Source organism: Lentihominibacter faecis (assembly GCF_014306095.1).
Taxonomy (GTDB): Bacteria; Bacillota; Clostridia; order Peptostreptococcales; family Anaerovoracaceae; genus Lentihominibacter; species Lentihominibacter faecis.
In genome coordinates this window covers 1-12,391 of sequence record NZ_JACRWC010000065.1, presented here as the reverse complement: position 1 = coordinate 12,391, position 12,391 = coordinate 1, and the positions used below count along the sequence as shown (strand labels likewise).

Sequence of the window (12,391 nt, the reverse complement as noted above, 5' to 3'; positions counted from 1 at the left end):
GTGTATAAGAGACAGGGAAAATATTATGAGTCAGACAAAAAAGTGGACAGTAAAAGATGTAATTACAACAGTATTACTCTCGGTATTGTTGATCCTTATTCAACTTGTCGTTAATATGGTGTGCATGGTGAACGATTTTGTGAGCATGGTGCTGTCGGTCGGTTTCACTATGCTGTTGTGTGCGCCGATCTATTTCCTCATGGTCAGCCGTGTACGTCAACGAGGTGCTTCCTTCGTTTACATGACCATTTTGGGGATCGTTTTTCTCATTATGGGGAACTGGTATCTATTGCCCTATTATATGGTGATTGGTGCTATCTGCGAAGCTATTTTATGGAAAAACGGATGGGAATCTAAAAAGAAAATGACGGCTGCATGGACGATAGCCAGCTTACTGTATAATGGCGTTAACCTGTTGCCGCTCTGGTTTTTCTGGGATACTTATGAAGAATTTGCTGTTTCCAGTGGCATGGAACAGAGCTACATTGATTCTTTTGTACGGTATTATTCTTCTCCAGGATGGTTGATCTTCATTATTCTTTTTACAACTATCTGCGGTTTTATTGGGAGTTTGACAGGCGGACGGCTTATGGACAAGCATTTTAAGAAAGCTGGGGCGCTCTGATGCAGAGGAAGAACTTTGCGGTACCGGTTAAGTTGTGGGCATCAGGCTGTGCCATAGTCGGTATTTCTATGACATCCAATACAGTGCTGACCTGCATCCTGGCACTGACCGGATTTCTTTATCTTTCGGTTCAGCATAATTGGCGGGCACTGAAGTCTTTTGGCGTGTTTTATATTGCTATGGCGGTACTGCTGTATTTGATCCGGTATCAGGGTCTTCATATGGTTGTTTTTTCAGAGTTTTATGTGCTGATGTTCTGGAACCTGTTTGCCGTTTTTATTGTTGGCTGGGATTTGATCACGACACCCCCTGGAGAACTGTCGGCATTTATGTCTCGTATCCATATGCCGACTGCCGGTATTTTGGGATTACTAGTTATGTTTCGTTTTTTCCCCACTATGAAAGCAGAGCTGAAAAGTGTATGGCTTTCTATGCGTAACAGAGGACTTGCAGCTCCGTGCCAACTCCTGTTACACCCTGTGGTTTCTTGCGAATATGTACTGGTCCCTCTGCTGCTGCGCTGTCTTCAAATTGCCGATCAGCTTTCTGTTTCTGCTGTGGCACGTGGTGCAGAAGCCTCGGGCAAACGGGGCAGCTATTATGAAAAAGATATGACTATCAAGGATTGGAGCTGCCTGATCCTGTGGAGTGTCGTGACTTTTCTGTTTTTGTGGATAGGAGGTGTGCGTGCATGATACGGATGAAAGATGTTTCTTTCCGGTATTTAAACAGTACGGAAGGAGTATCCGGGATCGATCTTATGGTCAATGAGGGGGAGTGCGTAGTGTTTACCGGACCATCCGGCGGCGGAAAAACCACTCTCACACGACTTTTAAATGCCCTCGCTCCTTCTTATTACACAGGAACACTGACTGGGACGATATCTATAAATGGAAAATCATTGACACAAATGCCGCAATATACAGTGGCAAGGCAGATCGGCAGTGTATTTCAAGATCCAAAGAGCCAGTTTTTCTCTTCGGAACTGGCCGGAGAAGCGGCTTTTGCCTGTGAAAACTATGGATTCTCAGCGGAGGAAATACGTGATCGTACGGATGATGCGATCGTTTCGTTCGGCTTGAATGGATTCCGCTCGCGGAATCTTGATGTGCTTTCCAGCGGAGAAAAGCAGAAAGTGGCGATTGCTTCGGTTTATGCACTTCGCCCCGATATATATGTTTGTGACGAGCCTACATCAAATCTGGATAAAACCGGAGCTGAACAATTAGCCGCAGTATTCAAGCAGTTAAAAGCTGAAGGCCATACCATTATTATTGCTGAACATCGGTTATCTTGGCTTCATGGAATTGCAGACCGCTTTATTTATGTTCGGGATGGCAGAGTTTTGTGGGAACGAAATACTGCCGAGATGGAGCAGCTATCACCAGAAGAAAGAGAGAGATATGGGTTAAGAGAAATCACCGAAAAAGGGGACAGAACTATTCAGACCCCCACAAGGAATACAGATCAGTTCCCGGCATTGTGTGTAAAAAGCCTATCCTGCAGAAGGAAAAAAACTAAAATTTTTCGTGATATCAATTTTTCTGCTCCTGCAGGACAAATCACGGCGATCACCGGTCATAACGGCATTGGCAAAACGAGCCTTGCCCTGGTTTTGTCTGGTTTATGGAAAGAAGAAAGCGGACAAGTCGTGGTTGATGGTAGAGAATTGAGTGCTCGTGAGCGTCGGAAGCAAACCTGGTTTAGCTCCAACGATACGGGAACGCAATTCTTTACGAACAGCGTTTCGGAGGAAGTACTGCTAAATATGAAACATTCAGAAGAACACCTGGAAAAAGCAAGAAGCCTTCTAAAGCGCTTAGGTCTGTATCGATATAAAGATGTTCATCCGGCTTCTTTATCTGGAGGTCAAAAGCAGCGGCTAGCGATTGCCTGCGGGGTCCTTTCTGACAGAACGATACTCATTTTTGATGAGCCTACAAGCGGACTGGATGGTGGTAATATGAAGATCGTTGCAGATGTGCTGCGAGAAGCCGCAGATCAAAAGAAAGTAATTCTTGTTATTACGCATGATGATGAATTGATATGTCGTTGTGACAGCGAGATCTCCATAGACGATTGTGCTAATGAGAGAAAAATGTTTAATGTGATGCTTTAGAAACATCTTCTGGCAAGGAAGAACAAGGTATTTCCATAGAATCAATACATAAAAAAGTGCAGATGCACAAAAAATAGCAACAGACATTGAAACCAAAATAATTTGGTACTAAAATGTCGTTACTCAAATATGTGCAATGCACGAAATAATGGAATGATCATATCATTGAGATTGCCTTGAATGGTATTGAAAATGAGGAAGGCTTTGTAATCATGGGCATGAAATACTTTCTGCTCAATGCAGATAGTCTGGAGTTTTAGCATCAACGACTAGTGTAAGCCTTCTCTTTTTTACATAAAAAGGCAGTTGCATTTCGGCAGCCACCCTAATACAATTTTTCTTTGATTTTTGCTGCAGAACTGGATATACTTTTATAAAATAGAGTTGTCATTTCTCCTGTTGCGGTGGGTTCTGGACCCACGTCGGCAGCAGGAGTTTCCATCAACTCTATTTTGTTAATTGATCCGATATAAGTTCAATAGTTATTAACCTGGTTAAAGGCCAGTGGTTGTTCTTAATGGTGAGGTGTCCGGGAAATCATGAATTCCCAGATCACATAAAAAACGGCCTTGATTTGGATTTTTTACTGCTTATGAGCTTTACTTTCATTCATGAATTCCCATTTTTCAAAATAAAGCAGTAAGATGGGAACTGCTTTACAAGATATTTACAATGTCGAGAAAAACAGTTCTCAGAAAAGCAGTTTTTATATCTTTTGAGGAATCATAATGAGTGTGCTATATGGATCTTGAAAGATTTGCAGGATTGAACTTCCCATATGACTTTGAAAAAATCAAATCTGGGAATTCATGACGTGAGCAAACATCTGAATCAAGAAATTGATTCCCAATTAGATCAGATAATTTTCAATCTGGGAATTCGTAATGTAGATAAGCAACATAAAGCAATAGGCGCCTCTGTAATGAAGGAGAAAGTATATTGAGAACATACAAGAATAAAGATGAATTAAAAAGTGAGATTCATAAAAGTTTTGAAAAGTATATTTCTGAATTTGATGATATCCCAGAATCCTTAAAAGATACGAGTGTTGAGGAAGTCGATAGGACTCCTGCAGAAAATCTCGCTTACCAGGTAGGATGGACGACTTTAGTTCTTAAGTGGGAAGAAGATGAAAGAAAGGGACTTCAAGCAAAAACACCTTCAAATGAGTTTAAATGGAATCAGTTAGGTGATTTATATCAATGGTTCAATGATACCTACGCTCATTTATCTCTTCAGGAGCTAAAAGAAGTATTAAATAATAATATCGAATCTATTTATGCAATGATCGATTCTCTAAGCGAGGAAGAATTATTCGAACCACATATGAGAAAGTGGGCTGATGGAGCAACGAAAACAGCAGTTTGGGAAGTATATAAGTTCATTCATATTAACACAGTCGCTCCTTTCGGAACATTTAGAACAAAGATCAGAAAATGGAAAAAGATTGTACTATAAATCAAAAAAAGGAGGGTATTAGTGAACAAGAAATTGAAAATAGCAACTGCCTTCTACAGCCGTAATCCTTTAATATCTTTAATGCGTGATAAGATTGTATTGCAGCTGCAGCTGATCATGCCGGGAAGTGCATCAATGACATTATGCAGGAAGTGCTCCATTTCATCACTTGATGAAGCAACGGCATGTACATGCAGTTTGTCCCTTCCTGTGACCCGGTAAATCTGTGTGACCGTATCATTTTTATATAATATATCTGTCACCTGCGACAGATGGTCTGGTTTTGTTTCGATTTCAAAATAGCATGAAACAGCACCACTGATTTTTTGTGGGTTTATTATTGTCGTATATTCTTCAATTACGCCTTTTTTTTCTAAAGCCTGAATCCGGGCTTTTACTGCCACTCTGGAAATACCGGTTTTTTCACCGATATCAGAGTAAGAGATACGTGCATTTTCTATAAGCAACTGGATAATCTTCTGATCCAGTTCATCTAAACCGTCCAGGTACATAAGTGCCCCTCCTGTAAAATAATATCCGCCGGATAGTAGCTTTTCTTAACTATCATATCATTTATGTTACGATAAGTAAACGATAGCTTGACTTATTTACAGCAACCACATATAATTGTTGCGTAATGAAACTTAAAACTTACGTTTCGAAGAGGGATATGATAATGTCAAAAGATGAGTATTTAATCACAGATGCGCCTCTTAAAGCACTGACGGTTTTTGCAATGCCGATGATTCTCGGCAGCTTTTTTCAGCAAATATACAATATGTCTGATTCTATCATCGTTGGTCAATTTGCGGGTTCTTCTGCACTTGCAGCTGTCGGTGCCTGTGCAGCTTTGACCAATGTTTTCATTTGTGTGGCGCTGGGAGCCGGTGTCGGTGCCGGTGTGCTCGTGAGCCGCTATTTCGGTGCCAGGGAATATGGTAAAATGAAAACCATCGTGTCAACATCCTTGCTTAGCTTTTTAATTCTGAGTATAGCCCTTGGTGTTTTTGGATTTTTGTTTTCTCATTCGATGATGAGTGGATTACAGACCCCTGCCGATATACTGGATGACGCAGTGCTGTATCTGCGTGTCTATTTTGTGGGCTTTCCGTTTTTGTTTATGTATAACATTCTTTCCACAATGTTCACTTCCATTGGTGAATCAAAAATCCCACTGGGCCTTCTGATATTCTCATCCATCTTAAATATCTTTATGGATCTTTGGATGGTGGCAGGTCTTGGTCTTGGCGTGTTCGGTGCAGCGCTTGCAACCTTGATTGCACAAGGTATTTCCGCCGTGTTTTCGCTGTTGATTTTCTATTATCGGATGCGGCGATATAAGACTCCTTTTTGCCGATTTGACTGGCAGGAGCTGCATTCTATGCTTCGGATTGCCGTTCCGTCGGTTCTCCAACAGTCTACAGTGTCTATCGGTATGATGATCGTGCAGGCGGTTGTAAATCCCTTTGGTACACAGGCACTAGCGGGGTATGCGGCGACAATGCGGGTGGAAAATGTTTTTTCCTTGATTTTTGTATCCATCGGCAATGCGGTTTCGCCATATGTTTCCCAGAATCTTGGAGCAAAAAAATTTGGGCGTATCAAAAAAGGCTACTACGCCGCGCTAGTGCTGGATATATGTTTCGCGGTCCTTGCCTTTATTGTTATTGAAACACTGCACACGCAAATTTCCTCGCTATTCCTTGGTAAAGACGGAACAGCTCTGGCCTATCAGGTATCCGGGGATTATATGAGATGGCTTGGTTATTTCTTCACCTTTATGGGAATCAAAATGGCAACCGATGGAGTCCTTCGTGGTCTTGGAATCATGCGCCCGTTCCTCGCTGCGAACATGGTGAACCTTGCGATTCGCTTGTCCGTTGCTCTGATCTGTGCGCCGCGTTTTGGCATTGCATTTGTCTGGCTTGCTGTACCAGCTGGTTGGCTTGCGAACTTTTTAATCTCCTATGTGGCTCTCAGAAGATCATGGCCGACTGATAAATGGGACAATCATACGGAAAAATATGGTGATTTTTCTTAAAACTGTGTATAATACATATAAGAATCAGTGGGGGAATGAAGTGGAGATAAACTTATAGAAGAGGAGACTCAAAGCCCAAATTTCATGGTGCTTACAGGGTTCGGTGACTATGCATATCACAGAAAAGACGTTACTGAAGCCACAAAGAATGAGGTGTAAAAATATGTGTACAGCATCAACTTACAAAACAAAAGACTTTTATATGGGAAGAACTTTTGATTATGAGTTTTCCTATGGAGAAGAAATTGTTGTCACGCCGAGAAAATATGTATTCGATTTCAGGCATACTGATAAGCTGACAACTCATTATGCCATGATCGGGATGGCATTCGTAGCAGATGGATATCCGCTTTATTACGATGCAGTCAATGAAAAGGGACTCGGAATGGCAGGTCTTAACTTCGTTGGAAATGCAGTATATGAGGATGCTGCCGTTAATGTGAAAACAAATGAGGTACAAGTGGCGCAGTTTGAGTTTGTTCCGTGGGTACTCGGCCAGTGTGGATCGGTTACAGAGGCAAGAAAAAAGATTGCAGGAATGAAACTTACAGGAACGCCTTTCAGTGCCCGGCTGCCTGCAGCGCAGCTTCACTGGATGATTGCAGATAAGAATGATTGTATCGTTGTGGAGGCCATGGAGGATGGTCTGCATGTTTATGATAATCCTGTCGGAGTCCTTACTAACAATCCGCCGTTTCCTTTGCAGCTCTTTGCGCTTAACAATTATGCGGGAGCATCGCGGAGACAGCCGGAAAATACCTTTGCAGGAACGCTGAAACTGGATGCGTACAGCAGAGGAATGGGTGGAATGGGAATCCCGGGGGATCTGTCCAGTCAATCAAGATTCGTTAAAGTGGCATTCACAAAGCTGAATTCCATTTCAGGAGAAAGTGAGAAAGAGAGTGTGAGTCAGTTTTTTCATATATTAGGTTCTGTCGATCAGCAGCGAGGATGCTGTGAAGTGGATGAGGGCAAATATGAGATCACGATCTATACATCATGCTGTAATGCGACAAAAGGGATCTATTACTATACAACATACGATAATCATCAGATCTCTGCCGTAGACCTGCATGAAGAAGATCTGGACGCTGACGGGCTGATCAGATATCCGATGATAACAGAATGTGAGATCCATTGGCAAAATAAGAATTAAAAAATATTATATGAGGAGACTAGTTATGAAAAAGTTTTTAGCAGAATTCAAAGAATTTGCAATGAAGGGAAATGTACTCGATATGGCAATAGGCATTATTGTAGGTGCTGCGTTCACATCCATTGTTAATTCGCTTGTAGATGACATTATTTCCCCGGTGATCGGACTGCTCGTGAGGGTCAACTTCAACGATCTGGCAGTATCAGTGTTTGGTGTGGATCTGAAATATGGATCCTTTATCATGGCGATCATTAATTTTGTGATAGTAGCATTTGCACTGTTTGTCCTGGTGAAGACGCTTAATACAGCCAGAAATCTGGGGAAAAAAGCAGAAATGGAAGAAGCTCCGACCACAAAGGAATGCCCATACTGCAAGAGTGAGATCTCTATCGATGCAACACGCTGTCCGCACTGTACTTCCATTTTGGAAGATGAAGCTGCAGCAGATGATAAAATCGAATCGGTAAAGGCCTGATGGATAAGTTCTCTGCTTTAAAATATTATTATGGATACGATACATTTAAAGAGGGGCAGGCAGAGGTGATCGATCAGCTTCTTGCCGGGCGGGACGCCCTTTGCATCATGCCCACGGGAGCTGGGAAGTCAGTGTGTTATCAGATCCCTGCACTGCTGCAAAGCGGTACGACCATCGTAGTATCGCCTCTGATTTCGCTGATGAAGGATCAGGTGAACACGTTGCTGCAAATGGATATTTCTGCTGCTTATATCAACAGTTCCCTTTCTTTACAGGAATACCGTGAGACATTGCGCGAAATGAAGCAAAATGGATACCGGATCGTTTATGTGGCTCCAGAGAGACTTCATTCAGAAGCTTTTTTAAAAGTGTGCTCGCAGATACAGATCCCGTTTCTGGCGGTCGACGAAGCGCATTGTATTTCTCAATGGGGTCAGGATTTTCGACCTAGCTATCTTACCATCAGAGATTTTACGGAAAGACTTCCTGATCGACCGACGATCGGTGCGTTCACTGCGACCGCAACGCCGGATGTGCGGCAGGATATCGAAGAACTGCTGGATCTGGAAGATCCGTTTTCTGTTACGACTACCTTTGACCGGCCAAACCTTTCTTTCACGGTAAGACATCCCGACAGCAAGGATAAGGAGCTTCTGAAGACATTGAAAGGACGTAGAGATCAGTCGGGGATCGTGTACTGCTCCAAGCGAAAAGACGTGGAGAGAGTCTGCGATATGCTCAACGCCAGAGGCTTTGAGGCGACCAGGTATCACGCAGGGCTTGACGATAAAGAAAGGATGGAAAATCAGGACGATTTCATCTTTGATCGGAAGCGGATCATGGTGGCGACCAATGCTTTCGGCATGGGAATCGACAAATCTGACGTATCTTTTGTCATACATTACAATATGCCGAAGAATATCGAGAGCTACTATCAGGAAGCAGGACGTGCCGGTCGTGATGGCAGCAAAGCGGATTGCATTCTGCTGTACGCACCGTCGGACGTCAATACCATTAAGTTTTTTATCGAAAACCCTATGCCGCGGGAGGATCTGGATGAGGATACCCTGGCAGAGATCAAGGAAAAGGATTACGAGCGGCTGCGGCAGATGACGTTTTATGCAACGACGAGGGACTGCCTGCGGGAGTTTATCCTGCGGTATTTCGGAGAAAGAGCTCCTCATTACTGTGGCAACTGCTCCAACTGTCTGACGGAATTTGAAAAGGTGGATTATACCGTGCAGGCGCAGATGATATTGTCGTGCGTATATCGGTGCGAAGAACGGTACGGGATTACCATGATCTGTGACGTGCTCCGGGGCAGTCAGAACCAGCGGGTACTCCATGCCGGACTGAATGATCTTTCCACCTATGGGCTTCTGTCGGATACGCCGTATAAAAAGATCCGACAGATGATCGACGCGTTATTGACGGACGGATTTCTTCGAATGGAGGAAGGTGAATATCCGGTGCTCCGGCTGACGGCGGCTTCTTCGGAGATCTTGCGTGGACAACGCCGCGTGGAAACGGAATTTGTCCGGGAAGCGGTGGAGCTCCGAAACGACCGGACGGATGGCCAGGCGGTGGAGGACAAGGCTTTGCTGGCAAAACTGAAAAAGCTGAGGCTTCAACTTGCCCGGACTTTCAGCGTGCCGGCATACGTGATTTTTACCGATGTTTCCTTGCAGGATATGTGCAGGTATCAGCCGCAGACGAAAGATGCACTGCTTGATATGAAAGGCGTTGGTGAGGCTAAGGCGGCTAAATATGGCGAGCGTTTTCTGGAGGTGATCCGGGAGCACGTGATACAGCAGGGGCAAGAAGAGAAGCAGGCTTCAGAAGAATAGGAACAGCTGCAGAGTCGTTCCATCCCACAGGATCTTTTTTACGAATGAAGTGAGAAAGATCCTTTTTTTATGTTGTGACAGCTTGTCGAGATCCAGAGGTGTATTTATATTCAGAAGCTTTTGCAGAGTGCTGTAAAGAGTCTGTAGAATGTCTTCATCTGTCTGTGGTCCGTTGAGATTCTGACAGCTGCAAAGAGCGGTGCCGTGGCGCAGCTTTTTGCTGCAGATATAGTCGTAGGTGGGGAGATCGGTATTTTTGGAACGTCGTTTTGAGACCATAGGGCTGCCGCAGTGACGACAATAAAGTATACTGCAAAGGAGTCCTTTGGGAGCATCTGGATTTCCGGGAGCACGGTGGCAATTTGAAAGCAGACTCTGTGTCGTTACCCAGTCTCGTCCGCAGATGATCCCGCGATGCCTTCCTGCGGCGATGATCCAGTGCTTTTCGGTTTGGCGCGGTGCGCCTTTCTGGCGGTAGTTCCGTTTGTTGTAGGCGAGAAGTCCCTGGCCGGAGCACGAATCAGGTGAGAAACAAAGGTCTGCGTTTCGTTCTGCAAAATATGAGAATACATCAGAGTCGGCGATACAGTACACCGGATTTTGGAGGATCTGACGAACGGATGCAGGGGAAAACTTTTTGCCGGAGCGTGTGAGCTGACCGCGATTTTGCAGCCAGGATGCGACTTCCGCCGTTTGATGGGTCTGGAGAAAGTGCTGATAAATGGAATGTATGACATCCAGTTCCTCCGGAATTTCCTGCAAGGTGCAGGCGGTTTTCACCTTACCGTCCAGCAGGACTTCGCAGATTTTTTTTGAGGTGTAGCCCGTAGGCGGGGTGCCGCCTAGCCAGCGGCCGGATCTGGCAAGCAGGAGCATATTGTCGCGAACTCGTTCCGCTATAGTTTCACGTTCCAGTTGAGAAAAAACGGAGGCAATGTACATCATGGCTTTTCCCATAGGGCGGGAAGTATCGAACTCTTCTTTGATGCAAAGAAATGAGATACCGAGACGATTTAGTTTTTCTATGAAAGTGGAAAAATCGCTGACGCTGCGGCTGATGCGATCCAGACGGTAGCAGACGATGAAATCTGGCGGGTCGAGCTGTATGTCACAGAGCATTTTCTGGAATTGAGGACGCTCTGTATTTTTTCCTGAAAACCCTTCGTCCTCATAAATTTTTATATGTGGATCAGGATCGCAGGGGTACTTGGATGAAATATAGCTGCGGCAAAGTTCAATTTGATTTTCAATGCTTTCGCCCTTGCCGGTGTAGATGGATTTTCTGCTGTAGATATAAAAATGCATGATGGTCTCCTTTCGAAGCATGCTGTGGAGGTTTATCCCATAAACTGAGAAATAAAGCGTAGTTTCAGAAGGGGAGGAAAGTGGACGTGAAAAAGAACCGGGCACAGAAAATTATGGTAGTGCAGGAACGGGAATGGAGCGAGAAGGAACGGATGGAGAAAAAACAATGGCTTAAAGGTTTTTTTGCAGTGGATTTGCAGGAAAACATGATTAAAATGGAAAAGTCCTGCAATGTTTCTGAACATGGGGGAAATGCGCCACCTCCTGATGGGAAACTTTAAAGTGTGCGATATCTAGCTCTGGATGACGCCAGCCTGGCGCAGAGAGGCAAGAAGCTGGTTGAAAGTCGTGATTACAATGTCGATGCTACTGTTGGAAGGAATATCTGCGACGGCAGGTCCGGCGGTAACAGCTCCAGCAGGCCCAGTTGCTCCAGTAGCTCCGGTCGCGCCAGCAGGTCCGGTAGGCCCAGTTGCTCCGGTAGCACCGGCAGGTCCCGTTGCGCCAGTAGCACCAGTTGCGCCGGCAGGCCCCATTGGACCAGTAGGCCCAGTTGCTCCGGTAGCACCGGCAGGTCCGGTAGGTCCCATTGCTCCGGTCGCGCCAGTAGCACCAGTTGCGCCGGCTGGTCCCATAAGCCCAATTGGACCGGCAGGCCCCATCGGACCGGCAGGACCGGTAGGGCCGATGATCCCGATCATTTCAGGCGGACGTGGTGGAGGACAAGGGGTTGGTGGTGCAGGAGGACAAGGAACACCGCAGCTGCCGCTGCAGCACCTTGACGGATTTTTATACTGATTATTCATATAGAACAAACTCCTTTTCTTTTCTTTTCTTTTCATAATATAATATGTAGCATTTTACTGTAGGGTGAAGAAGGCTGCTGTTATTTTTTCAGAGATTGAAAATACTTTTCATTTTGAAGGTAAGCAGATGTATCAGGGCGATACAGGCCGGCCTTTTTATGGTAGAGTTCTGCTTTTTCGGTATCTCCCAGCCTGTCATAGCAAACACATAGCTGCATGCAGGGTATGTAATCGTAGCAATCATGGAGAAGGAATGCACCGGAAGTCTCATCTTTAGAACATGCCAAGGCTGCACGGTACCAGAAGATAGCTTGCTCGTATTGTGAGTTTTGCAAAAACAATTCTCCGATGCTGCAGCAGATCTCAGCCCTGGGGATGTCGAAGGAAAAGGAATAAAAAAGAATAGCAAGGGCTGCTTCCCGTGCGGAAGAGTGCTGATAACATTGCGCGAGAAGTCTGCAAGCTTCGATTTTATTTTCCTTCCAGCCGGCTGGATCCTGCAAAAATGTGGTAAAATAATGGATAGCTTGATCCCAGTTTTCATGATATAGCCTGTCTC

13 protein-coding genes are annotated in these 12,391 nt (G+C 44.8%); 9 read left to right on the top strand and 4 right to left on the bottom strand.

The genetic code is table 11. The features are described from left to right. From H8876_RS05270 to H8876_RS05250, 4 genes are all read left to right on the top strand, one after another. Nucleotides 1–625: MptD family putative ECF transporter S component (locus tag H8876_RS05270; protein WP_465250733.1), on the top strand; the 625-nt coding region annotated here is incomplete at its 5' end. Further along, nucleotides 625–1,320, top strand: a complete 696-nt coding sequence (locus H8876_RS05265; RefSeq protein ID WP_249286842.1) for an energy-coupling factor transporter transmembrane component T family protein — start codon at nt 625–627, stop codon at nt 1,318–1,320. The genes H8876_RS05270 and H8876_RS05265, both read left to right, overlap by 1 nt. Next, the gene (locus tag H8876_RS05260; protein ID WP_249286841.1) at nt 1,317–2,744 is read left to right on the top strand and encodes an ABC transporter ATP-binding protein; all 1,428 of its coding nucleotides are present in this window, start codon (nt 1,317–1,319) and stop codon (nt 2,742–2,744) included. The genes H8876_RS05265 and H8876_RS05260 overlap by 4 nt, the downstream gene beginning before the upstream one ends. A gap of 939 nt (nt 2,745–3,683) precedes the next feature. Then, a complete protein-coding gene (locus tag H8876_RS05250; RefSeq protein WP_249286840.1) occupies nt 3,684–4,202 on the top strand; it encodes a ClbS/DfsB family four-helix bundle protein in 519 nt (172 codons plus the stop codon). A 53-nt stretch (nt 4,203–4,255) separates the two neighbouring features. On the opposite strand, the gene H8876_RS05245 is transcribed toward H8876_RS05250, so the two are convergent. Further along, entirely contained in the window at nt 4,256–4,714 is a 459-nt protein-coding gene (locus tag H8876_RS05245; RefSeq protein ID WP_249286839.1) for an Lrp/AsnC family transcriptional regulator, read from the bottom strand. Nucleotides 4,715–4,878: 164 nt separating this feature from the next. On the opposite strand from H8876_RS05245, the gene H8876_RS05240 reads away from it, so the two are divergent. The 4 genes from H8876_RS05240 (at nt 4,879) to recQ (ending at nt 9,721) form a co-directional block, all read left to right on the top strand. After that, nucleotides 4,879–6,243: an MATE family efflux transporter gene (locus H8876_RS05240; protein WP_249286838.1), complete on the top strand. Its 1,365-nt coding sequence runs from the start codon at nt 4,879–4,881 to the stop codon at nt 6,241–6,243. A 163-nt stretch (nt 6,244–6,406) separates the two neighbouring features. Beyond that, nucleotides 6,407–7,399 carry a choloylglycine hydrolase gene (bsh, locus tag H8876_RS05235; RefSeq protein ID WP_249286837.1) on the top strand — a complete coding sequence of 331 codons (993 nt, stop codon included), beginning with the start codon at nt 6,407–6,409 and terminating at the stop codon, nt 7,397–7,399. A gap of 25 nt (nt 7,400–7,424) precedes the next feature. Continuing rightward, nucleotides 7,425–7,874 (top strand): large conductance mechanosensitive channel protein MscL, encoded by a 450-nt coding sequence (gene mscL / locus H8876_RS05230; RefSeq protein ID WP_249286836.1) that lies wholly within the window; start codon nt 7,425–7,427, stop codon nt 7,872–7,874. Continuing rightward, nucleotides 7,874–9,721 carry a DNA helicase RecQ gene (recQ, locus tag H8876_RS05225; protein WP_249286835.1) on the top strand — a complete coding sequence of 616 codons (1,848 nt, stop codon included), beginning with the start codon at nt 7,874–7,876 and terminating at the stop codon, nt 9,719–9,721. Before mscL ends, recQ begins: the two co-directional genes overlap by 1 nt. Here recQ and H8876_RS05220 read toward each other — a convergent pair. Then, nucleotides 9,710–11,026, bottom strand: a complete 1,317-nt coding sequence (locus H8876_RS05220) for a recombinase family protein (RefSeq protein ID WP_249286834.1) — start codon at nt 11,024–11,026, stop codon at nt 9,710–9,712. The two genes, recQ and H8876_RS05220, sit on opposite strands and share 12 nt — an antisense overlap. Nucleotides 11,027–11,178: 152 nt before the next feature. On the opposite strand from H8876_RS05220, the gene H8876_RS10170 reads away from it, so the two are divergent. Then, nucleotides 11,179–11,307: a hypothetical protein gene (locus H8876_RS10170; RefSeq protein ID WP_283241760.1), complete on the top strand. Its 129-nt coding sequence runs from the start codon at nt 11,179–11,181 to the stop codon at nt 11,305–11,307. Nucleotides 11,308–11,319: 12 nt separating this feature from the next. Here H8876_RS10170 and H8876_RS05215 read toward each other — a convergent pair whose 3' ends face one another. Both H8876_RS05215 and H8876_RS10320 read right to left on the bottom strand, forming a co-directional pair. Further along, entirely contained in the window at nt 11,320–11,832 is a 513-nt protein-coding gene (locus H8876_RS05215) for a collagen-like protein (protein WP_249286833.1), read from the bottom strand. 80 nt (nt 11,833–11,912) lie between these two features. Continuing rightward, nucleotides 11,913–12,335, bottom strand: coding sequence for a tetratricopeptide repeat protein (locus H8876_RS10320; protein ID WP_417493320.1), 423 nt, complete (start codon nt 12,333–12,335; stop codon nt 11,913–11,915). Nucleotides 12,336–12,391 lie beyond the last annotated feature (56 nt).